Source organism: Myxococcus sp. MH1, assembly GCF_059738865.1.
On the sequence record NZ_AP026947.1, the window covers coordinates 679,125 to 697,137 of the forward strand.

General features: G+C 69.6%; 10 protein-coding genes. 8 read left to right on the forward strand and 2 right to left on the reverse strand.

The window, feature by feature from the left end:
- Nucleotides 1-27: 27 nt before the first annotated feature.
- Nucleotides 28-471 (reverse strand): HIT family protein, encoded by a 444-nt coding sequence (locus tag AC6JA9_RS02870; protein WP_408888312.1) that lies wholly within the window; start codon nucleotides 469-471, stop codon nucleotides 28-30.
- A gap of 245 nt (nucleotides 472-716) precedes the next feature.
- Here AC6JA9_RS02870 and AC6JA9_RS02875 point away from each other — a divergent pair, with 245 nt between their 5' ends.
- From AC6JA9_RS02875 to AC6JA9_RS02910, 8 genes are all read left to right on the forward strand, one after another.
- Nucleotides 717-2,390 carry a carboxypeptidase-like regulatory domain-containing protein gene (locus AC6JA9_RS02875; RefSeq protein ID WP_223749803.1) on the forward strand — a complete coding sequence of 558 codons (1,674 nt, stop codon included), beginning with the start codon at nucleotides 717-719 and terminating at the stop codon, nucleotides 2,388-2,390.
- A gap of 352 nt (nucleotides 2,391-2,742) precedes the next feature.
- Nucleotides 2,743-4,407, forward strand: a complete 1,665-nt coding sequence (locus tag AC6JA9_RS02880) for an Ig-like domain-containing domain (protein ID WP_223749804.1) — start codon at nucleotides 2,743-2,745, stop codon at nucleotides 4,405-4,407.
- Nucleotides 4,408-4,558: 151 nt separating this feature from the next.
- Nucleotides 4,559-5,029 (forward strand): response regulator, encoded by a 471-nt coding sequence (locus tag AC6JA9_RS02885; protein WP_497959039.1) that lies wholly within the window; start codon nucleotides 4,559-4,561, stop codon nucleotides 5,027-5,029.
- A gap of 121 nt (nucleotides 5,030-5,150) precedes the next feature.
- Nucleotides 5,151-8,957, forward strand: coding sequence for an nSTAND1 domain-containing NTPase (locus AC6JA9_RS02890; RefSeq protein WP_223782497.1), 3,807 nt, complete (start codon nucleotides 5,151-5,153; stop codon nucleotides 8,955-8,957).
- Between the two features lie 189 nt (nucleotides 8,958-9,146).
- Entirely contained in the window at nucleotides 9,147-10,118 is a 972-nt protein-coding gene (locus tag AC6JA9_RS02895; RefSeq protein ID WP_497959040.1) for an ADYC domain-containing protein, read from the forward strand.
- Between the two features lie 208 nt (nucleotides 10,119-10,326).
- Nucleotides 10,327-11,598 carry an efflux RND transporter periplasmic adaptor subunit gene (locus AC6JA9_RS02900; RefSeq protein WP_497959041.1) on the forward strand — a complete coding sequence of 424 codons (1,272 nt, stop codon included), beginning with the start codon at nucleotides 10,327-10,329 and terminating at the stop codon, nucleotides 11,596-11,598.
- A gap of 39 nt (nucleotides 11,599-11,637) precedes the next feature.
- Nucleotides 11,638-14,838, forward strand: a complete 3,201-nt coding sequence (locus AC6JA9_RS02905) for an efflux RND transporter permease subunit (protein ID WP_497959042.1) — start codon at nucleotides 11,638-11,640, stop codon at nucleotides 14,836-14,838.
- Between the two features lie 126 nt (nucleotides 14,839-14,964).
- Entirely contained in the window at nucleotides 14,965-16,929 is a 1,965-nt protein-coding gene (locus tag AC6JA9_RS02910; protein WP_483576860.1) for a 4-alpha-glucanotransferase, read from the forward strand.
- A gap of 166 nt (nucleotides 16,930-17,095) precedes the next feature.
- On the opposite strand, the gene AC6JA9_RS02915 is transcribed toward AC6JA9_RS02910, so the two are convergent.
- Nucleotides 17,096-17,911 (reverse strand): AMIN-like domain-containing (lipo)protein, encoded by an 816-nt coding sequence (locus AC6JA9_RS02915; protein ID WP_497959043.1) that lies wholly within the window; start codon nucleotides 17,909-17,911, stop codon nucleotides 17,096-17,098.
- Nucleotides 17,912-18,013: the final 102 nt, after the last annotated feature.

The following is an 18,013-nucleotide window of genomic DNA, read 5'->3' on the forward strand; positions in this document are numbered from 1 at the left end:
TCTAGCACGTCCCCCCGAGTGGGGACCTCAGCCGGACAGTGCGGCGGCCAGGGCGCGAGCGGCGGCCTCCAGCGCCTCGGCGGGCAGGTGGTCGGCGGGAGGGGCGTCGAACACGGCGCGGCCCCACAGGCGCTGGGGCGTGCCGGCGAACCGCGGCACCAGGTGCAGGTGGCAGTGCCGGAGCACGTCGCCGATGGCGAAGGCATAGGCGTGCTCGGCGCCGAGGACCTCGCGTTGGGCCCTCATGACGCGGGCGGCGAAGGCCCCCAGCTCTCGGGAGGTCGCGTCGTCCAACTCGTACCAGGCGCGGGCGTGCTGCTCGCTGGAGATGACCACCCATCCTGGCACGGGGCTGGGACCGGCGACGCCGTGAAGCACGAGCCCGGGGGCGCGAGCCAGGATGCCTCCGACGGGGCGGTGCTCACCGCGAGTGATGGCACAGCCGAGACACGGTTCGTTCACATCCACCATGCGGGCAAGGTATCAGCCATCTGCTCAGGTAACGCGTCTCAATGGATGAGATTCAACCCAACGGGGTCTGGATGGACCCCGTTGTCGGACCCTGGAGGTATGTGATCGCCGGGGCACGCCACCGAGTGGCGATGCACCCGCGACTGTCACCTTCTTGACGTGGAGGGCCCGGGTCGGAGAGTGTCCGATGCGCGCTCTTTCGGGGTTTTGGGGCGTCAGAGCCAATCCAATACAAGGTGGGGAAGATGAAGAAGCATCTGGTCATGGCCGTTGTGCCGTTCCTGGCGCTCGGGTGTGGAGACGATTTCAAGGACGAGAACGGGGACGGAATCGCGGACGGCGTGCGTGAGCCGGACAACGTCACGGTGGTGACGCCGGCGACGCCGAAGGGGACGGTGTCGGGCCAGGTGTTGGGGACGGACCTCAAGCCGCTGGCGGATGCGTCGGTGGAGATCACGATTGGCAGCTCGGATGAGCCGCTGGCGGGGACGACGGACGCGAAGGGCAACTTCGAGTTCAAGGGTGTCCCGGCGGGCTCGCAGGTGCTGCTGACGTTCACGAAGACGGGCTATGCGACGCTGCGCGCCACTTCGGAGGTGCCTTCGTCGGCGGGCAACGTGCCCATCAACAACGCGAACGTGAGCTTCGGTCCGGTGACGCTGACGCGGCTGGACGGCTCGCTGCGCTTCCTGCTGGTGACGCCGCAGGGGCGTCCCGCGGCGAACGTGCGCGCGACGCTCGAGGCCTCGCCGGCTGGCACGGTGGTCTTGAGGAACAGCGATGACACCACGAGTGTGGTGAGCACGGTGGTGGTGGAGGCGACGTCCGACGAGCAGGGCGTGCTGCTGTTCCAGAACATCCCCGCCGCGCAGGAGCTGGCGCGCTTCACGAACCAGACGGGGCAGTACCGTCTGTGGGTGGCGCCGACGGACTCGAACGGCGATGGCGTCCCGGAGATCAACGGCTACGTGGATACCTACTCGGCCGCGTCCGTGGTGTCGGTCGGCACCACGCGCATCCTGAACCTGCCGGCGTCGCGGCCCACGGGCAGCGCGCTGTTCGTCGAGTCCAGCAACGTGGCGATGCTGCGTGGAGCCTCGAGCTCGCAGCCGCTGCACAACATGGTGCGCCCGGGCGAGCCCATCTATCTGTACTTCAACCAGCCCGTGCAGCAGGGCTCGCTGCTGGCGCGCCTGACGGACGAGTACGCCAAGGAGGCGCTGCCCGCCACCGTGGCACTGGGGAACGGCGGCTACAGCGCCACCATCACCCCCTCTACCGGCGCGATTCAGACGGGCAAGGAGTACAACCTGGACCTGAGGGCCGTCTCCGTGGAGACGGGGGAGATCTACGAGCGAGTCGGCTTCTTCTTTGGCGGTGAGCCGACGGCCCCCGCGGCGGTGACCGTCACGGAAGCTCGTTACAGGGAGAGCTCGCTTCCTCCCGTTGCGCAGCAGCTCACGACAGGGGAACGCGTTTACTTCACCTTCAGCTCGCCCCTCTCCCCGTTGCGTGTCGGGGACGGGCAGGTCCAGGTCTTGTTCAATTACGACCTCGACGGCAACGGCACTGTGGGTGGTGTCTCGTACGGTGAGGTCAATAACATCAGTGGACAGGGCTTCCCCCTGTACATGGATGAGCCGACCGCGCCGTTCATCACGAATGCAAGCCAGCCCGAGCGGCCCGTTTTCGCCATCACGGAATCCGGATTCAGCACCCGTTATTACTTCACGTTCCAGCATCCCTCGGGGGCGGCTTATGCGCCCATCAATCCGACCCTCGTTTCCGGGTTCACGGTTGCATTCTCGAAGCTGGCCAGCCGTGGCATCAACCAGACGTACGAGAACATCTGGGGCCAGCCTGTCGTCACGGACCTCACGGTGACTGGCCTGGGCATCACCCCCGCCCCGACTCCCTGAGACAGCCCCGCCGAATGATGGCTCGACGTAGCGCCGTCCGAGGCTGATGACGCCCCCGTGGATTTCCACGGGGGCGTTGCTGTTTGTGGAGGCCCATCGAGGATTCCAGGCCCCCTGGGTGGACGGTGTGTCCTTCCATGTGGACGCCCGTCTGCTGCGTGAGATTTCTTCAGGGGCCTCGTGAGTGACCGGGCTCCGTCTGGGGGCTGCGCGAGGCCCGGCATCGATGGAACGCAAATTGCCCTCCTGTCACGTCATGCGTCATTCCACATTGCGTCTTGTCGTCGTCTCCCTCGGGCTCCTCTGGAGCGCTTGCCTCGATATCCCAGACATCCATGTGGAGGAGCCTCCCATGGAGGTGCCCGACGCTGGGCTGCCCACCGTGGGGGCACGGCTCATCCTGTCCCGGGCGGCGACGAACGGTGGTGTCGACCTCCAGGTCGAACTGACGGGAGCCTCACCGGAGAAGGTGGAGTTGCTGGTGGATGGTATTGCGGTGGAGACGTTGCTTCCTCCGTACAGGCTGCGCCTGGAGACGCAGGCGTTGTCAGAGGGAGACCACGAGCTGCTCGTGCGGACGACACTGGCGGAGCGGGTGTTCCTGAGCGAGCCACGATTGTTGAGGGTGGATAGAACAGCTCCGGTCCTCTTGTCGCGCGTTCCCTCGCCAGGCGACTCTCAAGTCCGAGCTGGTCATACGGTTCGCGCTGAGTTTTCAGAGGGGCTCGAGCCGTCGACAGTTCATGTGTCCTCCGTTCGTCTGGAGGTGGACTCCAAAGTCATCGCAGGGGACGTGGCCCTGTCCTCAGACGGTAGGGTGTTGACGATAAGTCCAGCGAGCCGACTGCCGAAGGATGTGGCTGTCCAGGTGGTGATGGATTCCTCTGTGACAGACTTGGCTGGAAACTCAATTCAGCAGGGTGATGAATGGCGCTGGACGGTTCCTGGCTTCCTCCCGCTGGGCAATGCGCTTACGAGCGACCCTCCTCAATACAGCACGCCCAGCTTTCCCGAGGTGCTCGTCCCGACGTCGGGCAGGCCCCTTGTCGCATGGGGAGACAGCGGTAGCGGAGGCGTGTTCATTCATCAATGGGCGGGCGCTGCCTGGGAATTGCTGGGCGGAACTCCACTGAGGGTTGCTGGGAGGGTCACCTATTTCAATGCGCGCCTGGATGAGAGTCAGCACCCGGTGGTGGGGTGGCTCGACGATGAAGTGGGGGAAGTTCATGTCCGGCGATGGACGGGGAGTGAATGGGTCTCGATGGGTGCCGTGATTCGTGCCCCGAAAACCTACTGTTGGGGACTCTCCTTGAGAACGAATGGGAAGGGGCGTTGGTTCGTGAGCTTCGCCATCCGCGAGGAGTTCTTCGTTTATGAATGGGATGGCACAACCTGGCTTCGACGGGGCCTGTTTCGACCCGCAGAAAATTGGAGTGTGGGCTCGACGGCGATGGAACTCGATGGGGGCGGGAATCCAGTTGTCATCTGGGGAGAGATGAATGCCTCGGGTGATACCATTCGCTACGAGACGCGCTGGTGGAGTGAGGGAGAATGGAAGAGCACGCCATTGACGCTGGGGCACCCGAGTGGATGGGCCTGGGGTGTGGGGGCCCCTGGGCGCCCTCTCGTGGCGATTCATGATGCGGCAAAACTCTCTTTTTGGGAGTGGCGGAGCGCTGCATGGCGCGAGCTTGGCAGTGCCTTCGAAGAACGGTTCCCAGCTGGGGCTAGGGCTGAAGTGCGTCGCTTCGCTTTGGATTCCTCGGGGGCGCTGGTGGTCCTCCTGGGGGAGCCGGAGGCCGCTGGGCAGCCCGAGACGCTGCACATGCGAAAGCTCGTTGGTGGCGAATGGGTTCCTCTCGAGGGGCTGCTGCGTCCGCCGCCCGATTTGACTCCGAATCCCTCGCCCCGATTCGGAGTCACTCCGGACGGACGGTTCCTGGTGACTCGAATCGAATCCACGGGTCAGCCGCCGAATGCGCAGCACTTCATCCAGGTCTACATCTCCAACGACTGACCCCCGCGACACGGGCCACGCCGTGCACCACCGTTCTCCATTGAACGGTGGTGGGGTGCCCCCTGGGGCGATGTGGGGTGGGCGCGATGACGGATGCGTGCATAGATTGTCCTGTCCACCGCTGTTTCCCTACACGCGAGGCACCTGCTTCATGAAGCGCACGGCCATCCAGACTTCGGAAGAGCCGGTGGCGGACGCGACCCCGGCCGTGTCTCCCGGGAATCGCAAGCGCATCCTCGTCGTCGACGACTTCGACGATGCCCGCGAGATGTATGCGGAATACCTGGAGTTCGTCGGCTTCGAGGTGGACACCGCCCGGGACGGCGTCGAGGCGGTGGAGAAGGCCCAGACGAGTGAGCCGGACATCATCCTCATGGACCTCTCCCTGCCCGTCATGGACGGCTGGGAGGCCACCCGACGTATCAAACAGGACACTCGGACCCGCGATATCCCCGTCATGGCGCTGACGGGGCACGTGCTCGCGGGCAACGCCGAGCACGCCCGCGAGGCCGGCGCCGACGAGTTCGTCGCCAAGCCGTGCCTGCCTTCGGACCTGGAGAACAAGATCCGAAACATGCTCAAGCCGAGCAAGACGCGTAAGCCGAACGGGCAGGAAGGCTGACACCTCCCACCGGCGGGAAGTGACGACCACCCGACATCGGGTGGCCCCTTCCGGCGCGCTCCTGCCCTTTCGGACGGGGGAAGGGGTTGCCGCGGGACGTCCGGATGCCTAGCCCGTGGGAGTGGGCACCCCCGCCACCTTCCGGCCGCCAGACTCGTGGACTCCTCCGGAGGAGTTCGACGAGTACCGAATCGTTCGGCCCATCGGCCGGGGACGCACGGGGCGGGTGTACCTGGCCCAGGACACCCTGCTCGAACGCCCCGTGGCGGTGAAGTTCATCCCCGCCCTCGGCCCCAATGCCCTGGCGCGCTTCCTCGTCGAGGCCCGCGCCGCCGCCCGCATCCAGCACCCCAACGTCGTCACCCTCTACCGGGTGGGACAACTCGACGAACAGCCCTACCTCATCTCCGAGTTCATCCGCGGCGTCAGCCTGGACCGGCTCGTCAAACCCCTGCGCTGGGAGCGCGTGCTCGCCATCGGTCGGGACCTCGCCCGGGGCCTCAGCGCCGCCCACCGTCGGGGCGTGCTCCACCGCGACATCAAGCCCGGCAACGCCGTGCTCACCGAGAGCGGCGCCGTGAAGCTGCTCGACTTCGGCCTCGCCAAGCTGCTCGACGGCGCGGTGGGCGACGAGGTGCCCTCTCCTCGCACCACCACCCCACCCGAGCTCCCCATGGACCTGGACCCGGAGCTCAACCCGCACTTCTCCGCCCGCTCGCTCGACGGCGTCTTCCTGCCCTCGCTGCCCCAGGGCGCCCTCGTCGGCACGCCGTACTACATGTCCCCCGAGGCCTGGGCCGGCGAGGACCTGTCGGCCCGCAGCGACGTGTACTCGCTGGGCATCGTCCTCTACGAACTCTGCGTGGGCCGGGGCCCCTACCGCGACGTCGTCTGGCGCGAGCTGCCTCACGTCGTGCGCACCCAGGACGCCCTGCCCCTGGGCGAAGTCTCTCCGCAGGTGGACCCGACCTTCGCCGCCATCATCGACCGCTGCCTGCGCCGCGAGCCCTCCGAGCGCTTCGCCTCCGCCGCCCAGCTCCTCGAGGCCCTGGAGGCCCTGTGCCGCGAAGACACGCCCACCCACGTCCCCGAGGGCAATCCCTATCGCGGCCTGCGCGCCTTCGAGGCCGAGCACCGCGCCCTCTTCTTCGGCCGCCGCCGCGAGTGCCGCGCCGTGCTGGAGCGCCTGCGCGGCGAGTCCTTCCTGCTCATCACCGGCGACTCCGGCGTCGGCAAGTCCTCCCTGTGCCTCGCCGGCATCCTCCCCGCCGTCGTCGAGGGCGGGCTCGAGGACGGCCGTCGCTGGCACACCGTCCGCCTGGTCCCGGGACGCAAGCCCCTGGTCGCGCTCTCCGCCGCGCTCGCCGCGCTCCTCGCCACCGAGGAGGAGCTCCTCGCCGAGGCGCTGCGCGCCGAGCCCGCGTGCCTCGCCCGTCGCCTGCGCGCCCGTCTGGGCGCCCGTGAGGGCCTGCTCGTCTACGTGGATCAGCTCGAGGAACTGGCGACGCTCGCCGAGCCCAACGAGGCGGCGCTCGCGGGACAGGCCCTCGGCAGCCTCGCGGAGGGGGCCAGCGGGGTGCGGCTGCTCGCCTCCAGCCGCAGCGACTTCCTCACCCGGCTCACCGCCGTGCCCGGCCTGGGCGCCGAGGTCCCCCGCGCGCTGTACCTCCTGCGCGCCCTCACCGCCGAGGAGACCCGCGAGGCCGTCACCGGCCCCTCACGCGTCAAGGGCGTCCGCTTCGAGTCGGAGTCCCTCGTCGACGCGCTCGTCACCGCCGCGGCTGAGGGTGGCCTGCCGCTGCTCCAGTTCGCGCTCGCCGAGCTCTGGGAGGCCCGCGACACGAAGACGCAGATGATCACCCAGGCCGCGCTCGATTCGATGGGCGGCGTGGCCGGAGCCCTGGCCCGACACGCGGACGCGGCGGTGGAGCGCCTCTTGCCAGACCAGCGCGTCGCGGCGCGAGGCGTCCTGCTCCGACTCGTCACCGCCGACGGGACCCGCGCGCGCAAGACGGACCGCGAGCTCGCCGGAGACGACCCGCGCTACCAGGCAGCGCTCGAGGCCCTGGTCCGCGCGCGCCTGCTCGTGGCGCGCGAGGCCCCGGAGGGCACGTCCTATGAGCTGGCCCACGAGGCGCTCCTGTCGGGCTGGGACTCGCTCGCGCACTGGCTGACCGAGGCCGCCGAGCGGCGCGAGGTCCAGGCGCTGCTGGAGACGGCCGCGGCCCACTGGGAGAAGCACCACCACTCGCGCGAGCTGCTCTGGGGCTCACGTCAGCTCGCCGAGGCGGCGGTGCTGGACGTGGCCGAGCTCAACCGCCGCGAGCGCGACTTCCTGCGCGCCTCCCGCCGCACGCTCATCCGCAGCCGCGGTCTGCGCCACGCGCTCGTGGTGGGCTTCGTCCTCTCGCTCGGCCTCGTCTACGGGGGCCTCAAGCTGCGCGAGCGCTGGAGCCTGGAGCGTCAGGTGCGCGCGGAGCTCGAAGAGGCGCGCAAGTCACTCGAGTCCGCGCTGGAGACCAAGGACCTGCTCCACTCCGAGCGCTCGGAGGCCTTCCGTCTCTACGGCAGCGGCCAGAAGCCCGAGGCGGAGCGGCTGTGGGGCAAGAGCGTCGCGCGCGCCGCGCAGGTGCGCCATCGCTTCGATGGAGTCGCAGGACGACTCGAGCGGGCCCTCGCGCTCGCGCCCGAGCGGCCCGAGGTCCGCGACGCGCTCGCCGACTTCCTCTTCGAGCGCGCCCTGTGGGCCGAGCAGGACGGAGAAGTGGCCATGGTGCCCACGCTGCTCCAGCGCCTGCGCCTCTACGACGCGCACGGTGAGCGCTGGCGGCGATGGACCGCGCCCGCCCGGCTCACCCTGGGCGTCGCCGCGCACGACGTGCAGGTGGAGCTGCGTCCGCTGACGCGCGACACGCTCGGCAACGAGCAGCCCGGTGAGCCGCTGCCGCTGGAGTCCGAGCCCTGGATGGACGTCTCCGTGCCACCGGGCGCCTATCGGCTCACGTTGCGCGCGCCGCACCACGAGGCCGTGACGCAGCCGCTGCTCCTGCGTCGCGGAGAGGCACGACGACTGGAGTTGCGCCTGCCGCGCGAGGGCTCGATTCCCTCGGGCTTCGTCTTCGTTCCCCCGGGCGAGGTCCGCTTCGGCAGCGCCGCGGACGCCAGCGTGCGCGAGTTCTTCAACGCGGTGCCGCAGCACGCGGTGCAGGTGCCGGGCTTCCTCATCGCGCGGCACGAGGTGACGTACGCGGACTGGCTCGTCTTCCTGGAGACCCTGTCCCCCGAGTCACGCGCCGCGCACAGCCCCCGCGTGGGCACGGGGGGCTATGCGGGGCACCTCGCGCTGGACCAGGTGGACGGTGTCTGGCGGCTGCGCTTCCAGCCCGGCAACGTGCCCTACGAGGCCCGCGCGGACGAGCCCATCCGCTACGCGAACCGCACCCGCCGCGGGACGCAGGACTGGCTGCGCTTCCCGGTGAGCGGCATCTCCTTCTCCGACGCGGAGACGTACGTGTCCTGGCTGTCCTTCAGCGGAAGGGTGCCGGGGGCGCGGCTGTGCTCGGAGCTCGAGTGGGAGCGCGCGGCGCGCGGTGTGGACGGACGCGAGTTCCCGCACGGCGACAGGCTGGGCCCGGACGACGCGAACATCGACACCACGTACGGCAAGCAGCCCGGAGGCTTCGGTCCGGACGAGGTGGGCAGCCACCCCGCGTCACGCAGTCCGTTCGGCGTGGATGACATGGCGGGCAATGTCTGGGAGTGGACCCGCTCGTGGCTGGAGCCAGGGCGCGCGGTGGCGCGAGGTGGGAGCTTCGCGTTCGCGGCCACCTCCGCGCGCTCGACGAACCGCGAATTGCCCGAGCCGTCGTTGCGCGACGTGACGATGGGCCTGCGCGTGTGCGCGGACCTGTCCGCACCCAGGCCGTGAGCCTGCCCGGATGTGGGTCCGGGGAGTGGCCCGGCACAGGACGTTGGAAGCGCCCGTTCACCCTGTCGTGCCTGCTCGCCACCCCCTCGAGGGTGGGACGATTGTCGTGGGGTCATCACTCCTCCTTGCGAGCGGGCAGGCTCCTGCGAACCTTGTGTCCAGTAGCGCAGGGTCGGGGAGGGTCGGGGCATGGTGGCGAGGCGGATGGTGGGGGCGATGGTCATCGCCTGCGGGCTTTGGGGTTGTGGAAGCGCGGTGGAGGTCGAGGAGTCCCGGACGCTGGGGACCCAGGTGGCCGGGTTGTCGTCGCCCAATGGGCGCAACCTGAATGGCCGCAACCTCAACGGGCGCAATCTCAACAGCACGGAGCTGGGGCAGATGCTGGTGTCGGTGCGCTTCGCGGGCGCCGAGCGCGCGGACGCGGGCGCTCCCGCGCTGTCGGACACGTGGCTGGACGGCAGCGTCCTCCACGGCGCGACGTCGCAGGGCGTGGTGTCCGGGATGGACTTCCTCGGGGCGCGCTTCGTGGGGGAGCTCGGGAGCGGGGACACGGTTCCCCTGCGCATCGATGACATCCAGCCGGCCACGGGCGCGAGCGCGGATGTCTGGGTGTATCGCGTCTCCTACTACGCGGCCGACGAAGGGGCGTGGAAGCCCGCGTGCCAGGCGGCGGATGGCTCGGCGCTCGGGGCGATTGCGCTGACGGGGCGCTGGGACTACCGGCAGGGCGTGGCGGGCGGCGGCGCGAAGCTCGAGGACGCGCAGGCCTTCACCTTCGCGTGCGAGGGCGCGGCCCTGGCCAAGTGCGTGCGCTTCGGCTACCGCCCGTGGGCGGGCAGCGTGAATGGCCAGAGCCTGGGCGAACTGCACCAGGCCTGCACGCGCATGGTGCGCGCGGACTTCTGTGGCGACGGCACGTCGTATACGACGGATGGGAACTGGGTGAACCTGTACGACGCCGCGGGCGTGCAGCAGGACACCGAGAGCTGGAGCCTGGAGGCGGAGTGGGACGCGGCGGGAGCGCGCTGCCGCTCGCAGACGACGCGCGCGGGGACGCAGGCGGTGGCGTGCGCGTCGGGCGCGGTGGTCCCCACCTGTGGCCCGTCCTCCAGCTTCGAGACGGGCACGCTGCTGATGAGTGAAGTCCCGGTGGCGCCGTAACCACGGACACGAAGGGCGCGGCATCCGCTCGGTGAGGCTGGTTGCCCGCTGTGCCCGGGAGCAGGCGGCCTGCCTTTGTCTCCTGGGGTGGGCGACACGAGAGGCCGACTTCCGGAGGCGAGGGGCCGACACCACGTTTAGCCGGCCCGCCAGGGGCAGGGGAGGGACTGGCGGAGGACGGAGACGCGCGGTGAGACGAGCCCGACGGATGAGAGGGACGGTCGCTGGCGGAATCAAGGTCGTGCTGCTGGCGGCGGCCTGCGCGGTGGCTGCATGCAACAAGGGCTCGGAGGAGCAAGCGCCTCCGGCCCCGCCCGTGCTGACCCTGGGGCAGGAGAACGTGGCGCGTGTCCAGGCGAGCGAGCTGCGCTCCGGCCCCGGCATCTCCGGCACGCTCCAAGCCCGCACCGCGGCGGCGGTCCGCGCGCAGGTGGGCGGCACCATCCTCGACCTCAAGGCGCAGCAAGGCCAGGTGGTGAAGCAGGGCCAGGAGCTGGCGCGCATCGACGACGCGACGTTGCGAGACCAGGTCATCGCCGCGCGCACCGCGGTGGCGACGGCGCGCAATGCCTTGCAGGTGGCCGAGGCCGAGCAGGAGCGCAGCGCGAAGCTGGCCAAGGCGGGGGTCATCACCCAGCGGGACTTCGAGCGGGCCCAGCTCTCCGTGGCTCAGGCGAAGGGGCAGCTCGCGGAGGCGCGCTCGCGCTACGCGTTGGCGCAGGAGCAGTTGGGGCGCACGCGCGTCGTGGCGCCCTTCGCGGGGGGCGTCAGTGAGCGGCAGGCGAGCGCCGGTGACGTGGTGCAGCCCGGTGCGCCGCTGTTCACGGTGGTGGACCCGCGCACGTTGCGCCTGGAGGCCTCCGTGCCGGCGGCGAACCTGGACCAGGTGAAGGCCCGGACGCCCGTGGAGTTCCGGGTCACTGGTTATGGGAACCGCGCGTTCACCGGACAGGTGGAGCGCATCAACCCGGTGGTGGACCCGAACACGGGGCAGGTGCGCATCTACGTCGCGATTCCGAACACGAACCTGCAATTGCTCGCGGGTTTGTTCGCGGAGGGACGCGTGGCCTCGGAGTCGGTGCGAGCGCTGGCGGTGCCGTTGGACGCCATCGACGACGCGGAGGGCAAGCCCTCCGTGCTGCGCGTGCGCGACGAGAAGGTGGAGCGCGTGAGCGTCACGCTGGGGCTTCGTGACGACGTCGAGAAGCGGGTGGAGGTGCGCCAGGGGCTCCAGCAAGGAGACGTGGTGCTGCTCGGCTCGGCGCGCGATGAGGTGAGCGAGGGCATGCAGGTGAAGGTCTCGCCGCCGCGTGAGGGGGACTCGCCGCGCGGGGACGAGGGCCCGGGCGTCGGCGGTGGTGGCGCGCAGCAGGGCGAAGGCGCCGCGCCCAGGTCACCACCGGCCGGGCGCGACGACGGTGCACGTCCCACGCAGTCGCCGCGAGGCTCCACCGAGGGCGCGACGCAGCCCACGCCCTGAGCCCACGTCGTTCCTTCTCCTCCTGTCGGGAGTCACCCCGTGTTCATCTCCGATTTCGCCATCAAGCGGCCCATCGTCACCATCACCGCCATGGTGACGCTGGTCGTCTTCGGCCTTGTCGCCTTGTGGCAGCTCGAGACGGACGAGTTCCCCGACGTGCAGGCGCCCGTCATCGCCGTCACCATCGTCTACCCGGGCGCCTCGCCCGACACGGTGGAGCGCGAAATCGTCGAGCCCATCGAGGACGCCATCTTCGCCATCAGCGGCGTCGACCCGAAGGAGACGACCGCCACCGCCACCGACGGCCTGGCCACCTTCACGGTGTTCTTCGAGTTCGAGAAGGACATCCAGGAGGCCTCGCAGGACATCCGCGACGCCATCTCCAGCAAGCGCGCGGACCTGCCTCGCGAGATGGAGGAGCCGGTCCTCACGCGCTTCGACCCCGCGGATGCACCCATCGTCTCGCTGACGCTCACCTCGGAGCGGCTCGATGTCGCGGCGCTGTCGCGCGTGGCGGACCCGCTGGTGGTGGGCGAGCTGCGCTCGGTGCCGGGCGTGGCGCAGGCGGACGTCGTCGGCGATGTCGAGCGGGAGATGACGGTGCAGCTCAAGCCCGAGGCGCTCCAGGCCGCGCGCGTCTCGCTGGCGGAGGTGGTGCAGGCGCTGCAATCGCAGAACCTGGCCGCGCCCGTGGGGCGCATCAACTCGAAGCTCGAGGAGGAGTCCATCCGCCTCAAGGGGCGCCTGGAGAACGTGGACGAGTTTCGCGACATGGTCGTGGCCACGCGTGACGGACAGGTCATCCGGCTGGGACAGCTGGCGGATGTCTTCGTGGGCTCGGAGGAGCCTCGCACGCTGGCGCTCTACGACGGCGCGCAGGCGGTGGGCATCGACGTGCTGAAGTCGAAGGGCTACAGCACCACGGAGGTCGCGGACGCGGTGCGCGCGCGCGTGGAGGCGCTCCAGAAGAAGCTGCCTCCGGATGTGAAGCTGGCCATCGTCCGCGACGCGGGCGTGCGCGTGGAGAGCGCGGTGGAGAACGTGCAGTCCGCGCTGGTGGAGGGCGCGCTGCTCACGGTGTTGGTGGTGTTCATCTTCCTCAACTCGTGGCGCTCCACCGTCATCACGGGGCTGGCGCTGCCGGTGAGCGTGCTGGCGGCGTTCATCAGCGTGTGGGCCTTCGGCTTCACGCTCAACACGATGTCGCTGCTCGGCCTGACGCTGGCCATCGGCATCCTCATCGATGACGCCATCGTGGTGCGCGAGAACATCGTCCGCCACATCGAGATGGGGAAGGACCACTACACGGCGTCACGCGAGGGCACGTCGGAGATTGGCCTCGCGGTGTCGGCGACCACGTTCTCCATCGTCGCCGTCTTCGTGCCGGTGGCCTTCATGTACGGCGTGGCCGGACAGTGGTTCAAGCCGTTCGCGCTCACCATCGCCTGCGCGGTGCTGGTGTCGCTGTTCGTCTCCTTCTCGCTGGACCCGATGCTCAGCGCGTACTGGGCGGACCCGCAGGTGGAGAAGGGGGCTCGCAAGGGCTTCATCTCGCGCATCCTCACGCGCTTCAACGATTGGTTCGACCGGCAGGCGGACCGCTACAAGCGCGTCATCGCCTGGGCGCTGGACCACCGGCTCATCATGGTGCTGGTCGCGGTGGGCTCGCTCGTGGGCGCGCTGGTGCTCCAGGGCACCGTGGGTGGCGCGGGCTTCGTGCCGGTGAGTGACCGCTCGGAGGTGGAGCTGCTGGTGGAGACGCCGTCCAGCTCCAGCCTCGAGTACACGCGGCGCAAGGTGGAGGAGGTGACGCGCATCGTCCGCGCGCACCCCGAGGTCGCCTATACGTACAGCACCATCGGCGTGCCGCTGCCGCTGAGCGCTCCGGGCGTGGACCAGGCGTTGGTGTACGTGAGGCTCACGCCCAAGGCGGACCGTGATTTGAGCCAGGACGCGCTGGGCAGCAAGCTGCGCCAGGAACTCGCGGCCGTGGGTGGTGCGAAGGTGTCTGTCTTCACGTCGGGCTTCGGCGGGGCGATGAAGCAGATCCAGCTGGAGCTGCGCGGGCCGGACCAGAAGACGCTCACCCAGCTCGCGCAGCAGGTGCAGCGCGCGGTGGAGCAGGTACCCGGCGCGGTGGACGTGGGCCTGTCCACGCGAGGGCAGAAGCCGGAGCTGGTGGTCGACCTGAATCGAGGGCTCGCGGGTCAGCTCGGGGTGACGGTGGGGCAGGTGGCGCAGGTGCTGCGGCCGGCCTTCGCGGGGCTGGACGTGGGCGACTGGGTGGACCCGATTGGTGAGACTCGGGATGTGATGGTGCGCCTCGCGCCCGAGGCGCGGGACAATCCAGATGACCTGGCGCGGCTGCCCATCCTCGTGGGCGCGGTGCCGGGAGGGACGCCGCAGCTCGTCCCATTGGGACAGGTGGCGGACATCCAGCAGGCGCTCGGCCCCGCGCAAATCACGCACCTCAACCGCGAGCGGGTCATCAACATCCAGGCGAACGTGCAGGGGCGCTCGTTGACGGAGGTGATGCGGGACATCCAGGCGCGGGTGGACAAGGTGCAGATGCCCGCGGACTACGAGCTGACCACGGGCGGTGAGTCCGCGGACCAGGAGGAGGTGTTCTCGCGGGTGTTCATCGCGCTGGGTGTGGCGGTGATGCTGATGTACCTCATCCTCGTCATCCAGTTCGGCTCGTTCCTGGACCCGCTGGCCATCCTCATCTCGCTGCCGCTGTCGTTGATTGGCGTGGTGGGCGCGCTGCTGATTACCGGGGACACGCTGAACATCATGAGTCTCATCGGCGTCATCCTGCTGATGGGCATCGTGGCGAAGAACGCCATCCTCCTCATCGACTTCGCGAAGTGGTCCCACGAGAAGGGCATGCCGTTGCGCGAGGCGCTCATCGAGGCGGGGCGCATCCGTCTGCGACCCATCATCATGACGACCTTCGCCCTGGTGGCGGGCATGATTCCGGTGGCGATTGGCGCGGGCGAGGGCGGTGACTTCCGGGCGCCGCTGGGCCGCGCGGTGATTGGCGGCACGATTACGTCCACGCTGCTGACGCTGCTGGTGATTCCGACGGTGTACGAAATCCTGGTGGATGGCCGGACGTGGATGGGACGCAAGCTGCGCAAGGTGTTCCACTTCCGCGCGCCGCAGGGGCCGGGACATCAGGGCCCGCCGCAGAGTGGCGGTGGGGAGCCGCGTCCCGTGCCCCAGTCGCCGCAGAAGTGACACTGGGTCCGCTCCGGGTGTCCGCGTGCACGCTCGGAGTGTCGTCCTCGGACGGATGTTGAACGTCGGCTCAGATGAAGGGTTGGCGTGTCCGGCTCGGGCACCTAGGGTCGGTCGTCATCCGCCATGTCCCGAGCCCCGCTGCCTGAAGACCATCATCGACTCGTCACCCAAGCCCTGGCCGCGCTCGATGTCCGTAACCTGGTGCTGAGCATCCACGACCCCAGCTTCCCCAGCCTGCCGTCCGAGGACTCGGGACGGGGCTCGCCCTACTCCGAGGGCGCCGCACTCTTCCTGGAGTCCGCGCGCGCCCTGGGCTTCACCGGCATCCAACTGGGGCCCCAGGGGCAGACGACGGAGGCGAACGCGTCGCCGTATGACGGCACCCTGTTCTCACGCAACATCCTCAACATCGCGCTCGCGCCACTGGAGCACGAACCGTGGGGCGCGCTGCTGCCTCCTGGCCGCGTGGAGGCGCTCTCACGGTCCCGGCCCCATGCGGCCCATCCCGGGGAGCGCTACCGGTGGGCGTTCCGCGCGCAGCTCGCGGTGCTCGATGAGGCATGGGCGTCTTTTCGACGGCAGCGCGCGGAGCCGAAGCCGTCCGCTGCCATCCAGGACCTGTCCCGGCGCTTCACCTCCTTCCGGCAACGCCACCGCGCATGGCTCGTGCGCGATGCCCTGTTCGAGGTGCTGTGCGAGGAGAAGGGCGTTCCGGACTGGCGGCCCTGGGCGGACTCGCTGGACGGGCGTTTGTGGAACCCGGCTCCAGGTGAAGAGTCCGCGGCGGCGGCTCGGGTGCTCGCGCTGGAGTCGCGATACGGCGACACGTTGGAGCGCTATGCGTTCCTCCAGTTCCTCGTGCACACGCAACACGAGGTGCTCCGGGAGCGGACGGCCACGTGGCGCCTGAAGCTCTATGGCGACCTGCAGATCGGCTTCTCGCCGCGCGACGCGTGGGCGTGGCAGGGACTGTTCCTGCGCACGTACCTGATGGGCGCGCCGCCCAGTCGCACGAACCCCGACGGCCAGCCGTGGAACTACCCGGTGCTGGACCCGGAGCAGTTCTTCATGGAGGGCGGAGAGGGCCCGTCCCAGGGCTTCCGCCCGGGCGCGGTGCTGCGCTTCATGGATGCTCGGATGGACAAGATGCTCGCCGAGTACGACGGGCTGCGGCTGGACCATCCGCATGGGCTCGTGTGCCCCTGGGTGTATCGCTCCAACCAGTGGGACCCCGTGGCCGCCGTTCAACAGGGCGCGCGGTTATTCTCGTCACCCGACCTGCCCGAGCACCCCGAGCTGGCGCGCTATGCGCTCGTGTCACCGGAGCAGGTGGACCGCTCGGTGCCTCGCTATGTGGACGGAGAGGTGAAGTCGCTGACGCCCGAGCAGGTGGAGCGCTTCAGCGTCCTCTTCGACACGGTGGTCGCCGCGGCCAGGCGCAATGGTCGCGAGCTGGGGGACCTGCTGGGGGAGGTGCTGAGCACGATGCCGTATCCGCTGGGCCGCGTGCTCGCTCGGTACGGCATGGGCCGCTTCCGCGTCACGCAGAAGGCGGACCTGCGCAATCCGGCGGACGTGTATCGCAGCGAGAACGCGGCGGCCGAGGACTGGATGATGGTCGGCAACCACGACACGAAGTCGCTATGGCGCCTCGTCGGCGACTGGCAGTGGCGTGGGACGCTGCGGGCGCAGGCGGACTATCTGGCGACGCGGCTGTGCCCGGAGGTCGAGCACCGTGAGGCCTTCGCGCGTGAGCTGGCGACGGACCCGGGGCGACTCGCGCAGGCGAAGCTGGCGGACCTGTTCGCCAGCCGCGCGCGCAATGTCATGGTGTTCTTCACGGACCTGCTCGGGATGCCGGAGACGTACAACGAGCCGGGCACCATCGACGAGCGAAACTGGTCGCTCCGAGTGCCCGCGGACTGGATGCGTGAGTATCGCGAGCGGCTTCGCGGCGATGCGGCCATGAACCTTCCTGGCGTGCTCGCGATGGCCCTGCGCGCGGGGGGCGCTCCCGTGAGACAGAAGCACCGCGAGCTGCTCGCGGGACTGGACCGATTGGCGGCGGAGCTGCGTGGCGGGGCGTGAGGGGCCCCTACCCGTTGCTTGATGACAATGGGGCCGACCCGCGAACGCATCGAGGCGAGCAGGACTCAGGGTGGGCGAGAGATGCGGTGAGGTGCTACCGCATCAGACTCGTTCCCGCGCATGACCGAGGGAGCGCAGTGCAAGCGCTCGCCCCGGAACGAGCACCTCAGTGCTTCACGTCCACCACGAGTCGCGTCGGCTCGCGCAGCTCCAGGATGCGGAACGGCGCGTTGCTCTTGTTGCCCAGCACCCACGTCACCTCGCCCTCGAAGTCACACGTGCGCTCCAGCTCGAGCAACACCGGCAACGCGGGCTTCAGCTCGCGCGTGGCCACCGTGGGCTCACCCGCATCCGTATGCGCCTTCGCCGGCGTGAAGCTCACCTGGAGCTGGCCCTTGCCCGCCAGCGTCACCGGGTTGCCCGAGCCACACTGCACCACGGGCTCCTTCGCGTACTCCACGCGATAGCCCGGCAGCTGCGTCCCCTCGAACTCGAACACCACGCGGTCGTAATCCGGATGCGCTCCCGCGCGCACCGAGCGCAGCGTGGCCTGCGGCACGTCCCTGCGGTCCAGACTCACCGCATCCGTGGTCCACTCGCGGTTCTTCGGGTTCTCGGGCGTGACTCCACCCGAGCCACCGCCCGACGGCGTCCCTGTCCCCGCGCCAGTCGCGCCGCCCGATGGCGAGCCCGTGCCTGACGGAGCGCCCGCGCCCGCCGATGGCGAGCCCGCTCCCGAAGGAGCCTCCGCACCAGGCTCCTCGGGAGGCAGCTCTCCCACGGCCACGGGAGGCTTCGCGGCGGCTTCACCTCCCCGCGCCACGGCGCCCTCGGGCGCACCCGAGGGCCGCGCGGGAGTGTCATCGGGCGCTGGCAGCTCGGCCGCCGGATGCGGCGGGGCCTCTTCCTTCTTCGAGCACCCGGTGCCCACGAGGCATCCGGCCAGCCACAGCGATGACAGCCAGCGTCCCGCACGCTTCATCGTTCCTCCCCAGGGGGCCCGCGAAAGAGGGGCCACGGAGGACACCCTCTCTCACGACAGGGGGGCCACGTGCCAGCACCACCGGCCCGTGACGAGAAGCCG